This window comes from Limnohabitans sp. MMS-10A-178, from assembly GCF_003063375.1.
GTDB lineage: Bacteria > Pseudomonadota > Gammaproteobacteria > Burkholderiales > Burkholderiaceae_C > Limnohabitans_A.
This window is the reverse complement of sequence record NZ_NERY01000001.1, coordinates 445210-467960: the sequence shown is the minus strand read 5'-3', so window position 1 is coordinate 467960 and position 22751 is coordinate 445210. Positions and strand designations below refer to the sequence as shown.

Here is a 22751-nt window from a genome sequence, read left to right as displayed (position 1 = left end):
GAACTTTAAGCAAGGACCAAAACAATGAGAATCAGCAGCCAACAGGTCTTTGACAGCGGCGTATCGTCAATGCAGCAGCACACCTCGGATGTGGTCAAGTACCAGCAACAAATTTCCTCGGGTCGCAAATATCAAGTGGCCTCTGACGATGCATTGGCAGCCGGCTTGGGTGTGCAAATTGATTTGGACAATGCGCAATTTGCCATGTTCAGAGTCAATCAAAATCACATCAATGCTTCTCTGACATCGACTGACTCTCAATTGAGCGGCATTAACATTGCTTTGACTAAATTTCAGCAAATGATGGTGCAAGCGGGCAACGGTACCTTGGGTGCTGATGGCCTTAAAACCTTGGGGCAGCAGGCAAGCACTTTGTACAACACCGTGAATCAAATGTCCTTGGCAAAAGATGCCAATGGCGAGCAGATTTTGAGAACCGCCACACCCACCAGTGTTTTAGTTGCCCCCAATGTCAGCTTAGAAACTGCATTGAGCTATTCTGAGGTCATGTCTGCGCCCAATGGAATGACACAAAATGTGTTGACGTTCATGGGCTCGGTTCGTGACAAATTAACGGCTGGTACGGCTTTGTCGGCTAGCGACATGGACAACATTCAATTGGTCTTAAAGCAAGTCACCACAGCCCAAGTGAAGACAGGCCTGTTGCAAAATCAATTGGATGCAGCCACTGAAGCAGCGGATGTGCAAAAAAACAATGTAGAGCTGCAACGCAGTAATTTGCTAGACACTGATTTAGCAACAGCCACTGCAGGATTGGTGAAATCTAACGCGCTGCTGCAGGCCGCGCAATCGATCATGACCAAGCTCGACTCGAATTCACTTTTCCAAAAACTGTGATGTTGAATGGTGTGCATTGTTTTCAGTCTCATTGATTGGATTGAATTTCAAAGTTGTAATGCTCTGCACATTTTTTGATGCTACTATTTTTTGATTACTTTTAACCTCACAGCGCATTCCGCTTTTAAGATATGAACATTGGTTTGGGTTGGATCATTGCCTTTGGCTGTGCTATTGGCGGCTTCATTTGGCTAGGCGGCCATATCGATCAATTGTGGGTGCCCCAAGAATATTTGATCATTTTTGGTGCGGCTGTTGGCACCTTGGTCGCTTCAAACAAGTGGCGCAACTTAAAAAGTTTGTCGCGTGCTTTTTTTCGAATCTTTCTGCCATCAACTACTGGCAAAGAGGCCAACTTAGGCCTGCTCTGTTTGATGTTTGAGTTGCTCCAAAGGATCAAACGCGATGGCGCCTTGTCCATTGAAGCCGATATTTCTGATCCCAAGCAAAGTGAGTTGTTTGCAAAATACCCAGCTGTGCTTAAAAGCCCGCGCCTGATTGAGTTCATTACCGATTATTTCCGCATGATGATGGACGGAACCGTTACCCTGGGGCAACTTGAGTCGGTCATGGCGCAGGAAATTGAAGTGATGAACCAAGAAGCACTTGAGCCCTCTGAGTCGATTGCCACACTTGCCGACAGCATGCCCGCATTTGGCATTGTGGCCGCCATTATTGGTGTGGTTCATGCATTGACATCGATTAAAACTGGCATTGGGCCAGGCGAAATTGGCGACCTCATTTCGGAGGCTCTCATTGGCACTTTGCTGGGCGTTTTCTCAGCCTATGCCATGATGCTGCCCATCAGCCGCTCTATGGAGCAGTTGGCAGCAATGGATGTCAAACCCTATGAAGCTGTTAAAGAAATTCTCATTGCCAACTACAGCAATTTCTCTCCCATGATTGCAGTGGAATATGGTCGCAAGGTAATGTTCACCGACCAACGCCCCACCATGACAGAGCTTGCTGAAGGTGTCATGGCAACATCTGGCAATAAGTTAACTGGTTAATTTGCATGAGCTCGGTTCCAGACAATCAGCTTGCACCGCCAGTTGGCGGCGTAGAAGGCACAGCAAGCGCTGCGGCCATGGAAACGCCTGAACTTCCCTTGAAGCCTGGTCCTGGCACAAAAACAAAAGCGGCATCGACACGTCGTAGTCGCTATATAAAGAAACACAAAAAAGAGGTACAACACGGATCTTGGAAGCTGGTCTATGCCGACTTCGTGACCGTGCTCATGGCCTTCTTTATTGTGGTGTGGGTCATGTTGTTCGACAACATTTCAAAGCGCGAGCGCATTGACACTTCATGCATAGAGCCTGTTGCCAAGGAACTGAAAGAACTCATTGCAGGAGATGCGGGTCTTCAATCTGCCAAGCCTCCCTTCGACATTGACTACTCTACAGACGGATTGCGCATTACCCTCAAAGATGCAGGCGAGCCTTTGTTCCAAAGAGGGGGCACTACCTTGTCGGACTTTGCCAAAAAGCAATTCCAAAAAATTGCGGCTGTGGCCAACAAATGTCCTACGCACAAATTAAAAATTGAAGGTTATACCGATGCAGAGCCTTATGGCGGCGGTATTGCGGGGTATGGCAATTGGGAGCTCTCTGCAGAACGGGCCAATTCTGCAAGACGAGAGTTGGTTTTGGAAAAGGTGCCAATTGAACGCATTTCACAGGTGATTGGCTATGGCGACAGTGTGCCTTCCATGCCGCAAGACCCAACCAACCCTTTGAACCGCCGAATTTCTATCACCATCATTCCGCCCAAAATTGGGGGTGAGGTCAAAATGGGTGGCATGTCTCCCATCTAATGGATGGGTCTGATGAACTCACAAACCTAAGGTTTAGGTTTTTTGGGCTTATTGGGCTCAGACTGGTTGGTTGCAATTTGCACCGAAGTGATGGTGACATTGGAAGACAACTTCAAACGCGAAATGGTGTTTTTAGCCCGTTCAACAGACCTGAAGGGGCCAGTCATGACTGCAAATCTGGCTTCGTCTTTTCCTAAAGTAAACACCGGTGCAATGCGCGCATTGATCAGCCACTCTTTGTCTTTGATAAATGCCCTGGCTTCTTTCACTGTTTCAAAACTTTCATGTTCTAAAACGAAGCCATCTTCAGGCAAACTCTTTAGCCAGAGTCGTCCTTTAAGGGCTACATCTGGCAATTCAGTAATCACCTTGGCTACAACTTCTTTGGCTGGTTCGGGAGGGGGCAGCGGCGCTGGAGCAGGCGCGGGATCAGCAGCAGGTGCAGTTGAGGCAGGTGCAGTTGCGGCAGGCACTGGGCCAGGAACCAATTCAACTTTAGGCTCAAGTTGAGAGAGGTTGGGGGCGCCTGGAGGAACTTCCTTCGCGTCAGCGCCAGCCGTACTGGGGGTTGGCTTGTCTTCTTTTGACTGGGGTTTGCCTGGGCCTTCCACGATGTCATTGACCTTGGCCAAAACTTGGTCTCCCACTTCTGGGTTCAGCCAAAACGCAACGCCCAAGGAAACACAAAGCAATGCGCCAATGGCTGCCACGACAGTCAAACTCTTTGCAGTTTGACGGGGCTTTTGTGAAGGCGGTTGTTGGGGGGGCGCCTTTGAAGCGACAGGGGCAGCACTTGCTGTGCCGCCAGCAGCAGCGGGCATTTTTTTCACAGCCGATTTGCTAAGCCGATTGAAGAAGTCAACAGCGGCTTCCTCTTGGCCATTTTTTCGTGCCTGTTGAATGGTCGCTAATTTTTGTTCAGCAGTAGGCCGCTCTAAGGACCAGGATATAAATTGTTTGTTTTGGCTGGCAATGGCATCACCTTGTGATGTGCCCTCAGTGAACATCAAAATGACACTGATGCCTGCGCCAGGGAACTGTTGAATGAGTCGGGTGAGCAGTTGAATTTCATGCCCGCCCATGGCGTTGGCATCGTGCACCACCCATATTTTTTCAGGTGCAATGCCTGTGCGAAGTTTGGTTGCCACATCCAAGGAAAGGGTGTTGAGCAACTGATTGAAGCGCTCAAGCATGGCCTCGGTGTCACGCGGCAAAAAAACTTCGAGCTGAGTTTGCGGGAGTTTTTGCTTAATTCGGCGAACAAAGGCTGCGCCGTAATGGTCAATGAGTTCGTTGGAGTCGCTGGAAATGACCACACTTTTGCCGTCTTGCGCCAAGGCTGTGAGGCAACTGTCCATTTGGAGACGATCGGTCACCCTGAAGAAAAACTCAGAAGATGAATCCTGTCCACGCGCTCCGAACTCACTCATGTCATGCCAACAATCTTAAGGGTCTAGTATCAGTCAGATGTCTGGCAATGATACTCAAAATTGGCCCATTGTAGGCTGGCTGGGAAGCGGCTTGAGAATTGCGGTTTAGCTGTTGTTTTTGGTGGACTGGGCGCTTTGGATAGCCGCTTGAGCTCCCGAGGCCGAGGCCGATTCGTCTAGCGCTTTGTTTTGAATGATGAGCCCAGACAGCTTGGCACCGTGCTCTACCGCAATGGATCCATAGGAAACATCACCCTGGACACAAGAGTCTTTTTGAAATTCAACGCGATCGACCGCATGGATGTGCCCAAAAACTTTACCCGCTACCATCACCCGGTGGGCCTTGATGTCACCCGTCACTTCGCCCGTGGGGCCAATGGCCACCGCAATTTTGCAGTCAGGCGCGGCCTCAATGTTGCCCACCACTCGGCCATCGATGCGCACGCTGTCGAGCAGCATCAAGTTGCCTTGAATGGTGGTGGTTCGGCCAACGATGGTGTCAAATTTTTCTGAACTTGCGGCCATTGACTGGCGGTTGAATTTTTCAAACATAGTGCCTGCTGTGAGGAAAGTTAAGAGGGTAGTTCAAAGGGCCAAGTATTTAACGGGTTGTAGCTGGTAAAACGGTCAACGGGTTGAGCGCTCGGCCATTTTGAAAAATTTCGTAATGCAAGTGGGGGCCGGTCGATCTGCCTGTGTTGCCCACATTGCCAATGAGTGCGCCGCTTTGCACCATTGCATTGACAGTTACCAAGCGTTTGCTGAGGTGTGCATAACGGGTGATGAAATTTTCTGCGTGCCTGATTTCAATCACATTGCCATAGGTGGCATCCCATTCCGAACGAACCACCTGACCTTGGGCAGGCGCCACCACAGGCGTACCAATTTCGGCCGCAAAATCAATGCCTTCATGCATGGCCAGGCTGCCTGTGAAGGGGTCGTTTCGCACGCCAAAGCCACTGGTCAATTTAAATTCCCCTTGAATGGGCAAAGCAATGGGCAAGGCCTCAAGCCATGTTAGATGCTGTTGCCAATCTTGTTGTTGCAGTGCGAGCAATTGGTTGACTGAATGCACATGCTCAGCCGTTTGTTGCAATTCTGTTTGCAAAGGCTGCTTGAAAATTTGACCCATCCAATTTTGTGTCAGATTGGGCAGCACAAAGGGGCCCCCTTTGGCGTTTTGCAAGGCAGGGGCCTTGTCCTTAAGGCCAGCAGGCGTTGCCAAGTTCATGAACCTGTTTTTGAGCGCCTCTAGTTTTTTCACATCTTGAACCGTCTGATCCATGGATGACTGGATTTGCCTGAGGTTTTGCCTGTAAACAGATTCCATTCGCAATTGCTCGGCCTCTGTGGTCACACCGCCCAAACTGCGAGCAAGGTCTGGGTTGTATTCAACCGCCACCCGCAAGCCAACCCAGTTGAGCGCAAAACCCAAAAGCAGCAAGGCCATGGCCAAAGCACCTGCCGCAACCAAGATATTGCGCGCAGTGATGGAAACAGATTTAACCTGGCCGGTGGGGCCAGAGAGCCACATGAGTTGCATAGGATTAAAAAGCTAGGGAAGCGGATTCTAGGCAGTCCAAAGCAAGCCGTCTAGCGCACCAGTTGAGGTATTTCTTGCAAAAAAATTGCTAACTTGCTGATTTATATGTTGATCATTAGAATTCAAGATTGCAAAATATTTCAACCCACCCTTGGCAGGCCCCATGAACAAGCCCCAATGGACCCATGAGCATGGTGTTCTGTTAGAACGTTTGCGCACCAGTGCGGGGTTGGATCGCGCCACATTGGCTCGTCGCAACATGCTGTCGGTACTTCAGGTTCAGCAACTGGAAAAGGGTGGCGACTCTGGGTTTTACAACTCAGATATTAAGTTTTCAACTGGCAAGAAACTTCTGCAATTTTTGGGGCACACGCTTCAAGTTGAAGTTAAAGTTGAAATTGAAGCTGAAGTTGCATCCAGCGTTTCAAACACGCCTTCACCGACCCTAAAAGTAGCGCATGAACAAGCTGCTGCCGCAAAGCCTGCATTCAAGATTTCAGGGCTGGGAGGCGCACTGATGGTGATGGCCATTTTGATGGCGGTTTTTTTCCTAGTGCAGCAATCTTCCAATTCAGTCAGCAAACCTTCCACTGAAGCCAGCATCCAAGCCACACAGCCAGAACCTAAGGCTGAACCTGCAACTGAAACTAAGCCAGAAACTAAGGCAGAGCCCAAACAAGAACCCTCTCCTGCCCCTCAATCTACTGAGTCTCTCAACACCTCCTGCGCATGGGAGACCACTGACACTGAAATTCAACCCGCAACTGCGCGCAAAAAAGGCGAGTATGTGCACGTGGTGGCTTTAGACAATGTCAAGCTGTGCATCATGGATGGCAACCAACGCGTAGCCAGCTTGTCTTTAACGCCAGGTCAGGAAAGAAGCATTTATGGGCCTGGGCCGTTCAAGGTTTACAGCCAGCAGCTGCCTCTGGTGAAAATCTATTTCCAAGGTCTGGCCATCAAATTGCCAAGCCCAGAAATTCGGCAAATCACACTCAAGCCAGTGGCCTTGCCTTAAAGCATTTACATACTTCGAAATAACTGCGCGGCACTTCGACTGACTTGCAGTTTTTCTGATCGACCCTTTATCAAAACTTCTTGTCTGCCTCTTTCATCGCGAAGCACGCCGGCAATGGCCCGCACATTCACCAAGGTGCTTCTGTGAATTTGCCAAAAAATAGCGGGGTCTAGCGCTTCCACCAATTCTTTGATGGGCTTGCGAATCAAAAACTCTTGCCTGGCTGTTTGAACGCGCGTGTATTTATCATCGCTCACACAATAAAGCACATCTTCAACAGGCACCATCTGAAGGGTTTGACCCACCGAGGCTTGCAACCAAGACAAATACTGAGTTGGACGCCCCGACACCTGCGCCGACAGCACATGCAGCAACTGCTGAACTGAATGGGTGATAGGACTGCTGTCTTTCTCATGGCCATTGAACTCAGGGACGCGTTGCATCAACCGAGTCTTCAAGCGTTCTGCCGTCAACCTCAGTCTTTCAGGCTCTGCAGGTTTTAAAACATAGTCAACCACGCCTTGCTCAAACGCGTCGATGGCGTACTGATCGTAGGCTGTGATGAAAACCATTTCGGGCAACAAGGCATCGTCGCTGAGCTCAAGTTGTGCAATTTCTTTGGCTGCTTCTACGCCGGTGAGGCCTGGCATGCGGATGTCTAAAAAAATCACGTCTGGCTGATGTTCTCTCACCGCTTGAACCGCTTCAAGCCCGTTTTTGGCCTCGGCCACAACTTCTAATTCTGGCCACACCTGATGCAATCTGGTGCGCAGTTGATCGCGCATGAGTCGCTCGTCGTCGGCAATCACGGCTCGAGGCATTTTTGACATGCTGGTGTTCAAAATCATTTCAAAGACCCGCCGTGGCTTCGATGGGCGCAGACTTGTAGGGCATAGTGAGAATGGCCAAGGTGCCAGAGCCTTCATAGGGTTCTAAGGCCCGGATGCTCAAACTGGCTTGGTCGCCATAAATAAGCGCCAATCTGTCGCGAATATTTTTCAAACCAAATCCGCCTTGCGTTGATTCAGCTTGCGCAGTTTGATCGGCTGGGAAATAACCCACCCCAGAATCTTTCACAGTGACCACCAATTTGCCATGTGAGACCTCTGCGCGCAACACCAATGTGCCACCCTCAGCCTTGGGCTCAAGGCCATGCTTGAATGCATTTTCCACCAAACTGAGCACCATCATGTTGGGCATTTCGGCGGAATGAAGCCCCTCTGGAATATCCCATTGAATTTGCAGGCGATCTTCCATGCGCATTTTTTGAATATCAAGGTAAGGGCGAATGACGCTCAGCTCTTGGCCCAAATAGCGAACGGTGTTGGGTGATTGCTCGCGCAATGTGGGCAGCGTGGCTCGCAACAAAGCGATCAAACTCTTTTGCATCAAACTGGCGCGCGGCGGATCGGTTTCAATCAAGTGATCGATGGAGGCCAAGGTATTGAACAAGAAATGAGGTTCTACTTGCGCCTGCATGGTTGCCATGCGCGCCTCCACCAATTGACGCTTGAGTTGCTCGGCTTCAGCCAAGTAAGTGGCGGCAGTGGCTTTTTCTTCGGCTTGAATTTGTTGCTTGAAAGTAGCCTTGATCACAATTGAAGTGAGGATGATCAAGAACGCCAGTTGGGGCAAGTCAAAAATGCCAAAGGCCATCAGTAGAACAATGGACAAGCCAACAAATAATTTCCAACTGATGTTGACCAACCAAGTGGCGTAAGCGTGAAAGGTGTCTTTGGCCGCTTGCCAATTGGGCGCATTGGGAGAAGAGGATGGTGTTGTCATAAGACCTCGCTGTTTAGAAGGGGCCTAATGTAGACAGCTGTGTGTGTCAATGCATTCGATTTGCGACGAACTGTCGAAACCGAGGATTGAACAGCAAAAATCAAGCGCCAGCGCGCTTGCCTTTGGTGAGGTCAACGCCCAATTGCTTCAATTTGCGATACAGGTGGGTGCGCTCCAAACCTGTTTTGTCGGCCACGCGGGTCATGGAGCCGCCTTCATTGGCCAAGTGAAATTCAAAGTAGGCTTTTTCAAAAGCATCACGGGCGTCGCGCAGAGGCAAATCAAGGTCAAAGGTTTGAGAAACCTGGAGAACGTTGTCTGGAACGCTGGCAACGCCCAACTGCGCAGGGGCTGCAACACCAGCGGGCAATTGAGAAGCTTGGTAAGCCGCAGCCGCTTGGCGCACTTGCTCGCGTGCCAAACCTTGCTCAACCGTTTTCAAAAGTTTTTGCAGTGTGATGGGTTTTTCTAAAAACGCCTGGGCGCCAATTCGAATGGCATCCACTGCAGTATCGATGGTGGCGTGGCCACTCATCATGATGACCGGCATGTTCAAAAGGCCACCGGTAGACCATTCTTTGAGCAAGGTCACACCATCGGTGTCGGGCATCCAGATGTCGAGCAATACCAAATCGGGCCGCATGCGAAGACGTATCTCTCGCGCTTGCGCGGCGTTCTCGGCCAGCTCGACGTTGTGCCCTTCATCGTTGAGGATTTCGGAGAGCAAATCGCGAATGCCCAACTCGTCATCGACCACCAATATATTTGCCATGTTGCGCTTAGTTGCCTCAAATTTGCATCAAATGTGCTTCTTCATTGGACACTTGAAGTCCTCCTAAAAACTGACGCATGTTTTAAATCTGCGCTAATTTCTCGACAGTGAATGATAACGATACTTGGGCACCTTTGACCACCCCATCTTCAACTCGGTTGGCAATATCCAATCGGGCACCGTGCTCATCGGCAATTTTCTTCACTACTGCCAGCCCCAAACCGGTGCCTTTGGCTTTGGTTGTAACGTAAGGCTCGAAGGCGCGCTGCAATATATTGGGCGAAAAACCAGGGCCTTCATCAAGAACGGTGAACTTGACGCGCTTGCGCGCAGGGCTCCAACGGGTCACCACGCTCACGTGCGATTGAGGATCGCTGGCATCCTGTGCGTTTTGAATCAGGTTGTGAACCACTTGCCTGAGTTGCTGTGCATCGCCCTCTATGAGCGGCAAAGTGGGGTCAAGGTCGGCTTTCACTTGAGGCCGTGATGCTCTATCCACTGGCTCTGATGCATACAGGGCCATCACATCGTTAATCAAGCTGTTGAGATCAAGAGGTTTGAGGTCAGCTGAGGGCAGACGGGCGTAGTCTCTGAACTCGTCCACCAAACGCTTCATAGCAGCCACTTGATCGACGATGGTTTTCACCGACTTCGACAAAACCGTCTGGTCTGCCTCCACCAACTTGCCATCGAGTTTGCGCTCTAAGCGCTCGGCTGACAACTGAATAGGCGTCAGGGGGTTCTTGATTTCGTGCGCCAAGCGGCGGGCCACCTCGCCCCAGGCCTGCGAGCGTTGGGCCGACACAATTTCAGAAATATCGTCAAACACCAAAAGTCGCATGCCGTCGGGCAAGATAGCGCCCCTGGCCACCAGCGTCACGGAGGTGGCCTCCAAGCCTTGGCCCGATGCATGAATTTCAAAGGACTTTTGCCAGTGGTCAAGTTCATGCCGGTCTTTGTCTGCGGAAAGCAGTTCAAACTGCTCTTGCACGCCTGTAGCAAAGTTTTGCAAATTGGGCAAGCTCAAAAAAGACGCTTTTTGATGCGCCGCCAAGGGCACTTTCAAAATGCGCGTGGCACCCGGGTTGGAAGATTGAATGACCCCGCGGGCGTTGAACACAATGACGCCAGCGGTCAGGTTGTCCAAAATGGTTTGCAAGTTGCCTCGGGCGGCATCGAGTTGCATCAAACTGCGCTCTACGGCACTTCGGGCGTCCGAGAGCTGCTGCGTCATTTCGGCGAAGGAACGGGTCAAGCCCCCCAGCTCGTCTTTGCCTTGCAGCGTGTATTTGGGAGTGAGGTCACCCGCAGCAACTTGGCGCATACCGAGCGCCAACAAGAGCAAGGGCCGGGCAATTTGGTTACCCAACAGCACCGCCAACAACACCGCGGCCAGCACGGCCATGATCAGGCTCAATGTGAGTGTGCCGATGTACATTTTGCGAAGCCCATCTCGCGCCAGTGCACGCTCTTGGTATTCCCGATTGGCCAGCTGAACATCCAAGGCATTGGCCACCAAGGTAGCGGGAAGTTCCTGAGAAATTTGCAAAACCCAAGGGTCGTCACGCAAGCTCAGGCTGTTTTGTGGCACCAGGGTGAGCACTTTGATGCGCCCGCTTGGCGTACCTGCCGCTTCATCCAGCCCCTCCACTATTTCCAAACTGAGTTTGCTGCGCACTTGCTTGAACTGGGCTGCAGTGGGCCGCTCTGGCCGAATGGCAAAACGCGACTGCCCTGCCGTGGCAATGAGCCGCCCATCAAGCGTCCACAACACGGCATCGTTGGCATCCATTTGGGTGCGGACTCGGTCTAGTGTGAGTGCGGCAGTGGCCTCTTGCACATCCACCAACTGCTGGGCCGCCACGCGAGATTGTTTGGCCAAATCGCTCGACAAAGTGTCTAAGGTGGCGCGGCCTAAATTCAAGCCCGCCACCAAGGCGCCCTCCACCTTCACATCAAACCAACTCTCAATAGAGCGAGACACAAACTGATAAGACACCACATAAATTAAAACGCCAGGCACCACGCCTACGAGGGCAAAAATAGCGGCCAGCTTGACCAACAGGCGGGAGCCAAATTGCCCCTGACGCAAGCGAATGATGAGGCGCGTCAGGCCCCAAAGCAATCCAGCCAACAACAGCAAAGCCACCGCGGTATTGATCCAGTACAGGCGATCGTAGTTGCGGTCGTAAAGCGCGCGGTTGCTGGTGGCCTGTGTGAGAAGAATCAGCAGCAGAAGGCCGATGATGAATAAAATGGTGACCCCAATACCAACCATCCAGCGCACTGTTTTAGAGGCTTGTGCGCCTGTGGCAATTCGATCTTTGGGGTTCCGATTCATGAGGAAAGTCTGCTTGAACCGAGCGGGTCATCGACCTAAATCAGAATTCAAGCGCAAGGTTCTTTGGGTGCTCAAATTCCATTCCGATTGACCTCCCGTCATCATCTGAAACGGCCTTGGCAATTGCGACACATCCAAACGAAACTTGAAAATGAGGGTGAACTTGTTGTCGCTACCAAGCTCGGACACATCGGCCAATTTCCAATTAACCGTTCTTCGAATGGCCGCCAGAGCCTCTGGCAAGGTTTCGAAAGTTTGCGACAAACTGCTGGCCAAGCCCACGGCCCCAATGGGTTCGCGCGACACATTCAAACGCCACATGCGGGTGAGGGGCTGGTAGGCCAATCGGTAATGGCGCGCAATAGTGCCAATTTTCTTGTCATACCAATACCAACGATCGCGCGTCAACTCGGCCTCGGTGACAAAATAAAGCGGCATGCCTTTTTGCAAGGCTTCTTCAAAGGTGCTGCTCAGGTCTAAGCGCAAAGTGCTTTGCAAAAGCAAAGCACCTTCCGAACGCTCAAGGCGCAATTCTGTGACTTCTACCTGGGAGGCTGCCGCCGTTTGGGCATGGCTAGGCAAGGAAAAAGCGCAGACCGACCACACACACCAAGAGAGCACACGAAGCCAAAGACTTGTGCGCGCCATGCCATTCAACTCAAATTGAACGCTTTTCCAGCAGTGCGTAATAAAAACCGTCATGTTCACCCATGACATTGTCGCGGAGACTTGTCACAGATGTCGCAATTGAGGGCGTTAAATGGCCTGGAGAAGGCAAGATCTGGGCATCAGTGTTGTGTTGAACAAACGTTTGGATTTGGGATTCGCCCTCGGCCTTGAAGACCGAACATGTGCAGTAAAGCAATCTGCCCCCGGGTTTGACCAGGGGCCACAGGGCCTTCAGTAGCTTGGCTTGAATGGCGACCAACTGCGCCACATCTGATTCGCGCCTGAGCCACCTCACATCGGGGTGTCTTCGGCCAATGCCAGAGGCGGTGCAAGGTGCATCGAGCAAAATGCCGTCAAAGCTTTGGCCGTCCCACCAATCGGCAGGCTGGGCTGCATCGGCAGCCACAATTTGGGCTTTTACCTTGAGACGATCTAAATTTTGTTGAATGCGCTCACAGCGCACGGGGTCGACATCCAAAGCCAAGACTTGGGCCTCAGGATGACACTCCAACAAATGGCCTGTTTTGCCACCTGGCGCTGCACAAGCGTCAAGCAAACGCAAACCATGTTGGGATGGTTTGAAGCCATTGAGCAACAAGGGCGCAGCCAACTGCGCCGCGGCATCTTGCACGGACACATGGCCTTCAGAAAATCCGGGCAGCTGATAGACAGGTACTGCCTTGAACAACTGAACGCCAAACTCGGCCACTGCTTTGGCGGTAATGCCCTGCGCCTCTAAAACTTGCAAATACCCCTGCACCGTGCTGTGTTCGGGACTGACGCGCAGTGTCATGGGCGCCGCCGACTGCGCCGCCTGCAAAATGCTTTGCCAATCTTGCGGATGGTCTGTTTGCAAGCGCTTGACCCACCAAGCCGGGTGGTTCCAAAGTGCAGTGAGATCGGTATCGGTTTGTGCAATCAAGGCCTCGCGTTCTCGCAAGAACCGGCGCAAACACGCATTGACAAACGGTGCTTGCGCCCGCGTGTCTTTGTGCCTGCGTGCTGCTTCGACCGCTTGGTTGACCAAGGTGTGAACTGGATAGGGGGCTAAATCGTCTTGCCAAGACAAAGCCAATGCCGTACAGAGCAAGGCATCTGCTTGTGCCGGCGGGGCTTTGCGCGCCAAGCATTTTCGAAGCGCCAAGGCGCGCCCCCACCATCGCATGGTTTGAAACGACAGTGCTTGAACACCAGGTCGCAAATCTTTGGGAACTGCCTCCAAAGCGGCGGTCATCGACCGGCCGTTTTGAACGGCCAATGCCACCTGTGCCGCAGCTTGCAACAATTGCCACAGCGGTGCTTGTAAATTTGGCTGCAATGCGTGCCTTCAGTAAAAACCGGGCTTCATGCCAACAAATCGGCAATGTCCAGCGTTTGAGCCGGTACAAATTTGACTTGTTTGGCCAACACACTGGCTGGAAATTGACTCACCGCTTCGTTGTATTTGGCAGCGGCTTGGTTGTAGGCGTCCATTAGAGGCCAGGCTTGGGCTTTCAAGCGGTCAAACTTGTAAGGCAGTGGATCGATGAACCAAGTGGCCTCGCCGCTTTGACCTGCGCGCACTTCTGCTTTGGCCCACGCGGCCAAGGCCAAGCGGTTTTCATTGACCTGTTGCATGACCACGGGAGACAAGGGCTGCGTTCGCGCAGCATCAAGGCTGTCTGACAGCGCTTCCAGAATGTCCAACAACTTCAAGTCACGTTCATTTTTGAGCAAGGCCTCTGGCAATGCCGCCTCTTCCATCTCGCTCAACATATCGCGCATGGAGGCTGGCAGGTTGCCTTGCAACCAAACCAGCACACGAAGCAACTGAGCGTCTACCGCCGCAAACTGTTTGGCCACATTGGCGCGCAACACCATCAGGCGGTTGTAAGCACCAACCGCCCAGAAAAAAAGTGTGGCCAAAATGGCGCAAAAAACAAGCAGTGACATGTTGCCGTTATTTTGAATCAAAACAGTCGCAAAAACAAAACGCCTCTGGCCGAGTCATCGGGTCAGAGGCGCTGTTCATTCCGACCGAAGCCGGAAGTCGATCAAGCGTTCGAATCGGCAGCGTTGGCTGCGTCTTCGGTCAACTGTTGGGCTTCGGCCAATTCAACGGCTTCGGCTTCTGTGATGGCGCGGCGCTCGGCCTCGTCCATCGCATCTTTGGCGGCACGTGCTTTGTGATAAGCCAAGCCTGTTCCCGCAGGGATCAAGCGGCCCACAATGACGTTCTCTTTCAGACCACGCAACTCGTCGCGCTTGCCCATGATGGCAGCCTCGGTGAGCACGCGGGTGGTTTCCTGGAAGGAAGCCGCAGAGATGAACGAGTCGGTCGACAAAGAAGCCTTGGTGATACCGAGCAACAAGTTGCTGAAGGTTGCAGGGATTTTGCCTTCGGCGCGCAAGGCGTCGTTGGTGTTCAAAATCTCTGAGCGCTCCACTTGCTCGCCAGCGATGTAGGTGGAGTCACCAATGTTCTCAACCACCACACGGCGCAACATCTGACGCACGATCACCTCGATGTGCTTGTCATTGATCTTCACGCCTTGCAAGCGGTAAACGTCTTGCACTTCGTCGACGATGTAGCGAGCCAACTCTTCCATACCGAGCAAGCGCAAGATGTCTTGTGGGTCGGCTGGGCCGTCCACAATGCTCTCGCCTTTGTTCACAACTTGGCCTTCGTGGACCATGATGTTTTTCTCTTTGGGGATGAGTTCGTCCCACACTTTGCCGTCTGGATCGGTAATCTGCAAACGAACCTTGCCTTTGGTCTCTTTACCAAACGACACGGTACCGGTCATCTCGGCCAACATGCCCTTGTCTTTGGGGCTGCGGGCTTCGAACAGTTCGGCCACGCGTGGCAAACCGCCGGTAATGTCGCGGGTCTTTTGACCTTCAACAGGGATACGCGCCAAGACTTCGCCTGGGCCCACATCTTGGCCGTCGCGCACTTGAATGAGTGAGCCGATTTGGAAGCCGATGGTCACAGAGTGATCGGTGCCAGGAATCTTCACTTCTTTGCCAGCAGCGTCGATCAGTTTCACTTGCGGGCGAACCACTTTGGTAGAGCCACGGCGCTTAGGATCGATTACCACCAAGGTGGACAAACCAGTCACTTCATCGACCTGCTTGGCCACTGTCAAACCTTCTTCGACGTTCTCGAACTTAATCTGACCGGCAAATTCAGTGATGATGGGTCGTGTCAATGGATCCCAGTTGGCCAAAATTGCGCCAGCCTTGATGGCTTGGTCAATCTTGACTGTGAGGATGGCGCCGTAAGGCACTTTGTGACGCTCGCGCTCACGGCCATGTTCATCGTGAATGATGATTTCGCCGGAACGAGAAATGACCACCAACTCGCCTTTGGTGTTGGTGACATAACGCATGGCAGCGTTAAAGCCAATCAAACCATTCGACTTGGCTTCAACACTGGAAGCCACAGATGCACGTGAGGCCGCACCACCAATGTGGAATGTGCGCATGGTGAGCTGTGTACCTGGCTCGCCAATAGATTGCGCAGCAATCACACCCACAGCTTCGCCGTTGTTGATCAAACCGCCACGACCCAAGTCGCGGCCGTAGCACTTGGCGCACAAACCAAAGCGTGTAGCGCAAGTGAGGGCGGTGCGAACTTTAACTTCGTCGACGCCTTCAGCTTCAAACACTTCAATCATGTCTTCGTCGAGCAAGGTGCCAGCCGTAGCCACTACAGCGCGCGACTCAGGGTGCAATACGTCGTCGGCCAAAGTACGACCCAAGACGCGATCGCGCAAGGATTCAATCACTTCACCACCTTCAACGATGGCGCGCATTTGCGAGCCGTCTGTGGTGCCGCAATCGAGTTCAGTCACCACCAAGTCTTGTGTCACGTCAACCAAACGACGTGTCAAGTAACCGGAGTTGGCGGTCTTCAAAGCCGTATCGGCCAAGCCTTTGCGTGCACCGTGTGTAGAAATGAAGTACTGCAACACGTTCAGACCTTCACGGAAGTTGGCCGTGATCGGCGTTTCAATGATGGAGCCATCAGGCTTGGCCATCAAACCGCGCATACCAGCCAGCTGGCGAATCTGCGCCGCAGAACCGCGGGCACCAGAGTCGGCCATCATGTAAATGGAGTTGAACGATTCTTGCTCAACCACATTGCCGTGACGATCGGTGGTTTTCTCTTTGCGCAGCTGGTCCATCATCACCTTGGACACAGCGTCACCCGCTTTGCCCCAGATGTCAACGACCTTGTTGTAACGCTCGCCAGAGGTAACCAGACCCGACACATACTGCTGCTCGATGTCTTTGACTTCTTTCTCGGCTTCACCAATGATGGCGCCCTTCTCGGGTGGTACCAACATGTCGTCAATGCCAATCGAGATGCCCGAGCGTGTGGCCAAACGGAAACCGTTTTGCAACAGCTTGTCGGCAAACACCACGGTCTCTTTCAAACCGCACTTGCGGAAAGAGGTGTTGATGAGCTTGGAAATTTCTTTCTTCTTAAGTGCTTTGTTGATGTTCTCGAAAGCCAAGCCCTTGGGCAAGATTTCAGACAGCAAAGCACGGCCCACGGTGGTGTACACCATGTTGGTAGAAGGTGTGAACTCTTTGGTTTCTTTGTTCAGAATCCAATCGGTCACGCGCACGCTGATTTTGGCTGTGAGTTCAACCGCACCGGCATCCAAGGCACGCTGCACTTCGCCGATGTCGGAGAAGATCAAGCCTTCGCCTTTGGCGTTGATGCGTTCGCGGGTGGTGTAGTACAAGCCCAGCACCACGTCTTGCGACGGCACAATAGAAGGTTCACCGTTGGCTGGGAACAGCACGTTGTTGGAGGCCAGCATGAGGGTGCGGGCTTCCATTTGCGCTTCCACAGACAAAGGCACGTGAACGGCCATTTGGTCACCGTCGAAGTCGGCGTTGAAGGCCGCGCAAACGAGGGGGTGCAACTGAATGGCTTTGCCTTCAATGAGCAAGGGCTCAAAAGCTTGAATACCCAAGCGGTGCAAAGTAGGCGCACGGTTCAACATGACGGGGTGCTCTTTGATCACCTCTTCCAAGATGTCCCACACCACGGGTGTACCGGCTTCAACTTCTTTCTTGGCTGCCTTGATGGTGGTCGCGATGCCCATGGCTTCGAGGCGTGCAAAGATGAAAGGCTTGAACAACTCGATGGCCATCAACTTGGGCAAACCGCACTGGTGCAGCTTGAGAGTTGGGCCCACGGTAATCACAGAACGACCAGAGTAGTCGACGCGCTTGCCCAACAAGTTTTGACGGAAACGACCGCTCTTGCCTTTGATCATGTCGGCCAAAGATTTGAGGGCGCGCTTGTTGGCGCCGGTCATGGCTTTGCCGCGGCGACCGTTGTCGAGCAATGAGTCAACTGCTTCTTGCAACATGCGCTTTTCGTTGCGCGCAATGATTTCAGGCGCTTTCAACTCGAGCAAACGGCGCAGACGGCTGTTGCGGTTAATGACGCGGCGGTACAAATCGTTGAGGTCGGAAGTGGCAAAACGGCCACCGTCCAGTGGCACCAAAGGACGCAGGTCCGGTGGCAACACGGGCAATACTTCAAGCACCATCCACTCAGGCTTGATGCCTGATTTTTTGAAGGCTTCGAGCACTTTCAAACGCTTGGCGTTTTTCTTGACCTTGACTTCAGAGCCAGTGAGGTCGCCGCGCAGGCGTTCAATTTCTGATTCGATTTCAATGCCGTGCAACAAATCTTTGATGCCTTCCGCGCCCATCTTGGCTTGGAACTCATCGCCGTACTCTTGCACTTTGGCATCGTAGTCGTCTTCGGACATGATGCTGTACTTCTTCAAAGGTGTCATGCCGGGGTCGGTCACCACATATGCTTCAAAGTACAACACGCGTTCGATGTCACGCAGGGTCATGTCCAATACCAAGCCCAAACGGCTAGGCAAAGATTTCAAGAACCAGATGTGTGCGCAAGGTGCTGCCAAGTCAATGTGACCCATGCGTTCGCGACGCACTTTGGTCTGTGTGACTTCAACGCCGCACTTCTCGCAGATCACGCCTCGGTGCTTCAAGCGCTTGTATTTACCGCACAAGCATTCGTAGTCTTTGATGGGGCCAAAAATTTTGGCGCAGAACAAACCATCACGCTCAGGCTTGAACGTGCGGTAGTTGATGGTTTCAGGCTTTTTAACTTCGCCGAAAGACCAAGAACGGATTTTTTCGGGTGAAGCCAAGCCAATGCGGATGGCATCAAAATGCTCGTCCGGTGTGAACTGCTTGAACAGGTCCAGAAGTGATTTCATGAGACTCTTCCTTTTATTAATCTAGCAGGGGTTCAAGAACGCTCGAGTTCAATATCGAGACCCAAGGAACGAATTTCCTTGACCAAGACGTTGAACGATTCGGGCATGCCGGCACTGATGGTGTGCTCGCCTTTGACAATGCTTTCGTACACTTTGGTACGGCCTTGCACGTCGTCGGACTTGACCGTGAGCATCTCTTGCAACACGTAAGAGGCACCGTAAGCTTCCAAAGCCCACACCTCCATCTCGCCGAAACGCTGGCCACCAAACTGGGCCTTGCCGCCCAAAGGCTGCTGCGTGACCAGTGAGTAAGGACCTGTGGAACGGGCGTGCATTTTGTCGTCGACCAAGTGGTGCAACTTCAAGAAGTGCATGTAGCCAATGGTGGTGGGACGCTCGAAGGCTTCGCCAGTGCGGCCATCAAACAAATGCGCTTGCGTGCGCGTGGCGGTGAGACCTTTGCGTGCAGCGACATCGTCGGGGTAAGCCATTTTCAACATGGTGCGAATTTCTTCTTCCGCAGCGCCGTCGAACACGGGCGTGGCGAATGGCAAACCACCTTTGAGGTTTTCGGCCATGGCCAAGACGTCTGTATCAGACAACTTGGACAAGTCTTCTTTGCGGCCAATGCCGTTGTAGAGTTCTTCGAACAAGGTGCGGAACTCGGCCACGCGGGCTTCGGCTTGGAGCATGTCACCAATGCGGTGACCAATGCCCTTGGCAGCCCAACCCAAGTGAACTTCCAACACCTGACCCACGTTCATGCGGGAAGGAACGCCCAAGGGGTTCAACACGATGTCAGCAGGTGTGCCGTCTGCCATGTAAGGCATGTCTTCCACGGGCACGATCTTGGAGACCACACCTTTGTTGCCGTGACGGCCGGCCATCTTGTCACCAGGCTGCAAGCGACGCTTCACAGCCAAGTAAACCTTGACCATTTTCAGAACACCTGCTGGCAACTCGTCGCCTTGTGTGAGCTTCTTGCGCTTCTCTTCAAAAGACAAATCGAAGCTGTGACGCGTTTGCTCAAGCGAGTTCTTGATGGACTCGAGTTGACTGGCAATGTCTTCGTCGGCAGGACGAATGTCAAACCAGTGGAACTTCTCGATGGACTCGAGGTAAGCCTTGTCGATCTTGGTACCTTTGGCCAGCTTCTGGGGGCCGCCGTTGGCAACTTTGCCGTCCAACAATTTACCGATACGATCAAAAGCGTCGGCTTCAACGATGCGCAATTGATCGTTCAAATCCAAGCGGAAGCGCTTGAGTTCGTCGTCAATAATTTGTTGCGCACGCTTGTCGCGCACAATGCCTTCGCGTGTGAACACTTGAACGTCAATGACGGTGCCTTGTGAGCCTTGGTCCACGCGCAATGAGGTGTCTTTCACATCGCTGGCTTTTTCACCGAAGATGGCGCGGAGCAGCTTCTCTTCTGGTGTGAGTGTGGTTTCACCTTTGGGTGTGACCTTGCCCACCAACACATCGCCGGGTTGCACTTCTGCACCCACGTAGATGATGCCTGACTCGTCCAAGCGGCCCAATTGCTGCTCTGACAAGTTAGGGATGTCACGTGTGATTTCTTCGGCACCCAACTTGGTGTCGCGTGCCATGACCACCAACTCTTCGATGTGAATTGAGGTGTAGCGGTCTTCAGACACCACGCGCTCGGAGATCAAGATTGAGTCTTCGAAGTTGTAACCATTCCAAGGCATGAAAGCGATCAGCATGTTTTGACCGATGGCAATTTCGCCCAGGTCAGTGGAGGCGCCGTCGGCAATCACATCACCTTTGGCCAACTTGTCACCACGCTTCACAATGGCGCGTTGGTGAATGTTGGTGTTCTGGTTAGAACGTTGGTACTTGATGAGGTTGTAAATGTCAACGCCCACTTCGCCCGCTTGGGTTTCGTTGTCGTTCACACGAATCACGATGCGGGTGGCATCGACATAGTCGACCACACCACCGCGAGTGGCAGTGACCACGGTGCCAGAGTCGACCGCAGCAACGCGCTCGATACCGGTACCCACCAATGGCTTCTCAGGACGGAGCACTGGCACGGCTTGACGAGACATGTTGGCACCCATCAACGCACGGTTGGCGTCATCGTGCTCTAGGAACGGCACCAAAGATGCGGCCACAGATACGATTTGAGCAGGTGACACGTCCATGTATTGAATGCGATCTGCACCGCACAAAATGGATTCACCTTTTTCACGGGCAGACACCAGACCGTCGGTGAGGCGACCTTCTTTGTCCAATGTGGCGTTGGCCTGAGCAATCACGTACTTGCCTTCTTCGATGGCTGACAAGTAATCGATGTCCATCGTCACTTTGCCTTCCACCACACGGCGGTAGGGTGTTTCAATGAAACCGTACTCGTTCAAACGCGCATACAAGGCGAGTGAGTTGATCAAACCAATGTTTGGACCTTCAGGCGTTTCGATAGGGCACACACGACCGTAGTGGGTCACGTGCACGTCACGCACCTCAAAGCCTGCACGTTCGCGGGTCAAACCACCTGGGCCAAGGGCAGACACACGGCGCTTGTGCGTGATCTCTGCCAAGGGGTTGGTTTGGTCCATGAACTGTGACAACTGTGATGCACCAAAGAACTCTTTGAGTGCAGCAGAAATTGGCTTGGAGTTAATCAGGTCGTGAGGCATCAGAGGCTCTTGCTCTGCTTGGCCCAAACGCTCTTTCACAGCTTTTTCGATGCGTGCCAAACCGGTGCGGTATTGGTTCTCGGCCAACTCGCCCACGCAACGTACGCGGCGATTGCCCAAGTGATCGATGTCGTCGACTTCGCCGCGACCATTGCGCAAATCAACCAAGATCTTGACCACGGCCAAGATGTCTTCGTTGGTGAGCACCATGGGGCCCGTAGACTCGTCGCGGCCCACGCGGGCGTTGAACTTCATGCGGCCCACGCGCGACAAATCGTAGGTGTCAGGGTTGTAGAACAAGCGCTGGAACAAAGCCTGCACTGCGTCTTCTGTGGGTGGCTCACCAGGGCGCATCATGCGGTAGATGGCCACACGTGCTGCGAATTCGTCAACGGTTTCGTCCACACGCAATGTTTGCGAAATGTACGCACCTTGATCGAGTTCGTTGGTGTAAATACATTGCAGTTCTTGCACGCCAGCAGAGCGCAATTTTTTGAGCAATGCTTCTGTGAGTTCTTCATTGGCTTTGGCAATGATTTCGCCAGTGTCGGTGTCGACAATGTTGCGCGCAACCACGCGGCCCACCAAGAAGTCTTCTGGCACGCTGATGTGCGTGGTAGCAGACTGCTCGAGTTCGCGGGTGTGGCGAACGGTAATGCGCTTGTCTTTGGCAACAATCACTTTGCCAGACTTGTCGGTGATGTCAAAACGGGCCACTTCGCCGCGCAGACGCTCAGACACAAATTCCATTTGTGCGCCACTGTCCATCAAGCGGAAGTTGTCGTTCACAAAGAAGTTGGCCAAAATGGATTCTGGGTTCAAGCCAATGGCTTTGAGCAGAATGGTGACGGGCATCTTGCGACGACGGTCAACACGGAAGTACAGCAAGTCTTTGGGGTCGAATTCGTAGTCGAGCCAAGAACCGCGGTAAGGAATAATGCGTGCGCTGAACAACAATTTGCCAGAGCTGTGGGTCTTGCCCTTGTCGTGTTCAAAGAACACGCCAGGAGAGCGGTGCAACTGAGACACGATCACGCGCTCGGTACCGTTGATGATGAACGAGCCTTTGTCGGTCATGAGGGGCACTTCGCCCATGTAGACTTCTTGCTCTTTCACTTCTTTCACAACCTTAGACTGTGATGTAGAAGAGTCACGATCGTAGATGATCAGCTGAACGCGAGCGCGCACAGCCGATGCAAATGTGAGGCCACGTGTTTGGCATTCGCGTACATCAAAGGCCGGCTTGGCCAAGTTGTACTCGAGAAATTTCATCTCGACAAAACCGTTGTGAGACACGATGGGGAAAGCTGATTCAAAAGCAGCTTGCAGGCCTTCGTGGGCACGTTTGTTGGAGGCAACACCTGCTTGCAAAAATGACGTGTACGCGTCTTTTTGCATTTGGAGCAAGTAAGGAACTTCGAGCACGCTTTCGCGTGTTCCGAAACTTTTGCGAATGCGTTTGCGTTCGGTAAATGAATAGGCCATGAGATCTCCGGGGCTTGATCTTTCGGCGACTGTGTGTTTTGTGAAATACATCACAAAACGGGCTTGGCCGCTGGCCTCTACCAGCGTTGGCGGACGGCTGCGCATTGCACGCAGCCC

16 protein-coding genes are annotated in these 22751 nt (G+C 52.6%); 4 read left to right on the top strand and 12 right to left on the bottom strand.

Translation table 11 applies throughout. The annotated features are described in order from the left end of the window. Positions 1–24: 24 nt before the first annotated feature. The 3 genes from B9Z32_RS02295 (at position 25) to B9Z32_RS02285 (ending at position 2674) form a co-directional block, all read left to right on the top strand. On the top strand, positions 25–858 hold the full coding sequence (locus tag B9Z32_RS02295; RefSeq protein WP_108419751.1) for a flagellin: 834 nt from the start codon (positions 25–27) through the stop codon (positions 856–858). Positions 859–989: 131 nt separating this feature from the next. Beyond that, on the top strand, positions 990–1868 hold the full coding sequence (gene motA, locus B9Z32_RS02290) for a flagellar motor stator protein MotA (protein ID WP_108419750.1): 879 nt from the start codon (positions 990–992) through the stop codon (positions 1866–1868). A 5-nt stretch (positions 1869–1873) separates the two neighbouring features. Next, positions 1874–2674 (top strand): OmpA family protein, encoded by an 801-nt coding sequence (locus tag B9Z32_RS02285; RefSeq protein WP_108419749.1) that lies wholly within the window; start codon positions 1874–1876, stop codon positions 2672–2674. Positions 2675–2700: 26 nt separating this feature from the next. Here the strand turns inward: B9Z32_RS02285 and B9Z32_RS02280 are convergent, their stop codons facing one another. The 3 genes from B9Z32_RS02280 to B9Z32_RS02270 form a co-directional block, all read right to left on the bottom strand. Beyond that, the gene (locus B9Z32_RS02280; RefSeq protein ID WP_146179439.1) at positions 2701–4104 is read right to left on the bottom strand and encodes a hypothetical protein; all 1404 of its coding nucleotides are present in this window, start codon (positions 4102–4104) and stop codon (positions 2701–2703) included. 105 nt (positions 4105–4209) lie between these two features. Beyond that, a complete protein-coding gene (locus tag B9Z32_RS02275; RefSeq protein WP_158268162.1) occupies positions 4210–4629 on the bottom strand; it encodes a polymer-forming cytoskeletal protein in 420 nt (139 codons plus the stop codon). 76 nt (positions 4630–4705) lie between these two features. Beyond that, entirely contained in the window at positions 4706–5647 is a 942-nt protein-coding gene (locus B9Z32_RS02270; RefSeq protein ID WP_108419746.1) for a M23 family metallopeptidase, read from the bottom strand. Positions 5648–5810: 163 nt separating this feature from the next. Here B9Z32_RS02270 and B9Z32_RS02265 point away from each other — a divergent pair, with 163 nt between their 5' ends. After that, positions 5811–6665 carry a hypothetical protein gene (locus B9Z32_RS02265; protein WP_108419745.1) on the top strand — a complete coding sequence of 285 codons (855 nt, stop codon included), beginning with the start codon at positions 5811–5813 and terminating at the stop codon, positions 6663–6665. 5 nt (positions 6666–6670) lie between these two features. Here the strand turns inward: B9Z32_RS02265 and B9Z32_RS02260 are convergent, their stop codons facing one another. The 9 genes from B9Z32_RS02260 to rpoB form a co-directional block, all read right to left on the bottom strand. After that, a complete protein-coding gene (locus tag B9Z32_RS02260) occupies positions 6671–7486 on the bottom strand; it encodes a LytTR family DNA-binding domain-containing protein (protein WP_108420937.1) in 816 nt (271 codons plus the stop codon). A 28-nt stretch (positions 7487–7514) separates the two neighbouring features. Beyond that, entirely contained in the window at positions 7515–8450 is a 936-nt protein-coding gene (locus B9Z32_RS02255) for a sensor histidine kinase (protein WP_108419744.1), read from the bottom strand. Positions 8451–8550: 100 nt separating this feature from the next. Continuing rightward, complete coding sequence (locus tag B9Z32_RS02250) at positions 8551–9222, bottom strand: response regulator (RefSeq protein WP_108419743.1); 672 nt, start codon at positions 9220–9222, stop codon at positions 8551–8553. A gap of 82 nt (positions 9223–9304) precedes the next feature. Then, positions 9305–11563: an ATP-binding protein gene (locus B9Z32_RS02245; protein ID WP_108419742.1), complete on the bottom strand. Its 2259-nt coding sequence runs from the start codon at positions 11561–11563 to the stop codon at positions 9305–9307. A gap of 27 nt (positions 11564–11590) precedes the next feature. Further along, the gene (locus tag B9Z32_RS02240) at positions 11591–12265 is read right to left on the bottom strand and encodes a DUF4390 domain-containing protein (protein ID WP_233248028.1); all 675 of its coding nucleotides are present in this window, start codon (positions 12263–12265) and stop codon (positions 11591–11593) included. After that, positions 12222–13550, bottom strand: a complete 1329-nt coding sequence (gene rsmB / locus B9Z32_RS02235) for a 16S rRNA (cytosine(967)-C(5))-methyltransferase RsmB (RefSeq protein WP_233248025.1) — start codon at positions 13548–13550, stop codon at positions 12222–12224. Before rsmB ends, B9Z32_RS02240 begins: the two co-directional genes overlap by 44 nt. Positions 13551–13576: 26 nt before the next feature. After that, complete coding sequence (locus B9Z32_RS02230; protein ID WP_108419741.1) at positions 13577–14164, bottom strand: hypothetical protein; 588 nt, start codon at positions 14162–14164, stop codon at positions 13577–13579. A gap of 101 nt (positions 14165–14265) precedes the next feature. Beyond that, positions 14266–18489 (bottom strand): DNA-directed RNA polymerase subunit beta', encoded by a 4224-nt coding sequence (rpoC, locus tag B9Z32_RS02225; protein ID WP_108419740.1) that lies wholly within the window; start codon positions 18487–18489, stop codon positions 14266–14268. A 32-nt stretch (positions 18490–18521) separates the two neighbouring features. Beyond that, entirely contained in the window at positions 18522–22634 is a 4113-nt protein-coding gene (gene rpoB, locus B9Z32_RS02220; RefSeq protein WP_108420934.1) for a DNA-directed RNA polymerase subunit beta, read from the bottom strand. Positions 22635–22751: the final 117 nt, after the last annotated feature.

Coding starts and splice junctions, on each gene's coding strand:
- B9Z32_RS02295 (WP_108419751.1), top strand. CDS start 25: ATGAGAATCAGCAGCCAACAGGTCTTTGACAGCGGCGTATCGTCAATG.
- motA (WP_108419750.1), top strand. CDS start 990: ATGAACATTGGTTTGGGTTGGATCATTGCCTTTGGCTGTGCTATTGGC.
- B9Z32_RS02285 (WP_108419749.1), top strand. CDS start 1,874: ATGAGCTCGGTTCCAGACAATCAGCTTGCACCGCCAGTTGGCGGCGTA.
- B9Z32_RS02280 (WP_146179439.1), bottom strand. CDS start 4,104: ATGAGTGAGTTCGGAGCGCGTGGACAGGATTCATCTTCTGAGTTTTTC.
- B9Z32_RS02275 (WP_158268162.1), bottom strand. CDS start 4,629: ATGGCCGCAAGTTCAGAAAAATTTGACACCATCGTTGGCCGAACCACC.
- B9Z32_RS02270 (WP_108419746.1), bottom strand. CDS start 5,647: ATGCAACTCATGTGGCTCTCTGGCCCCACCGGCCAGGTTAAATCTGTT.
- B9Z32_RS02265 (WP_108419745.1), top strand. CDS start 5,811: ATGAACAAGCCCCAATGGACCCATGAGCATGGTGTTCTGTTAGAACGT.
- B9Z32_RS02260 (WP_108420937.1), bottom strand. CDS start 7,486: ATGCCTCGAGCCGTGATTGCCGACGACGAGCGACTCATGCGCGATCAA.
- B9Z32_RS02255 (WP_108419744.1), bottom strand. CDS start 8,450: ATGACAACACCATCCTCTTCTCCCAATGCGCCCAATTGGCAAGCGGCC.
- B9Z32_RS02250 (WP_108419743.1), bottom strand. CDS start 9,222: ATGGCAAATATATTGGTGGTCGATGACGAGTTGGGCATTCGCGATTTG.
- B9Z32_RS02245 (WP_108419742.1), bottom strand. CDS start 11,563: ATGAATCGGAACCCCAAAGATCGAATTGCCACAGGCGCACAAGCCTCT.
- B9Z32_RS02240 (WP_233248028.1), bottom strand. CDS start 12,265: ATGACGGTTTTTATTACGCACTGCTGGAAAAGCGTTCAATTTGAGTTG.
- B9Z32_RS02230 (WP_108419741.1), bottom strand. CDS start 14,164: ATGTCACTGCTTGTTTTTTGCGCCATTTTGGCCACACTTTTTTTCTGG.
- rpoC (WP_108419740.1), bottom strand. CDS start 18,489: ATGAAATCACTTCTGGACCTGTTCAAGCAGTTCACACCGGACGAGCAT.
- rpoB (WP_108420934.1), bottom strand. CDS start 22,634: ATGGCCTATTCATTTACCGAACGCAAACGCATTCGCAAAAGTTTCGGA.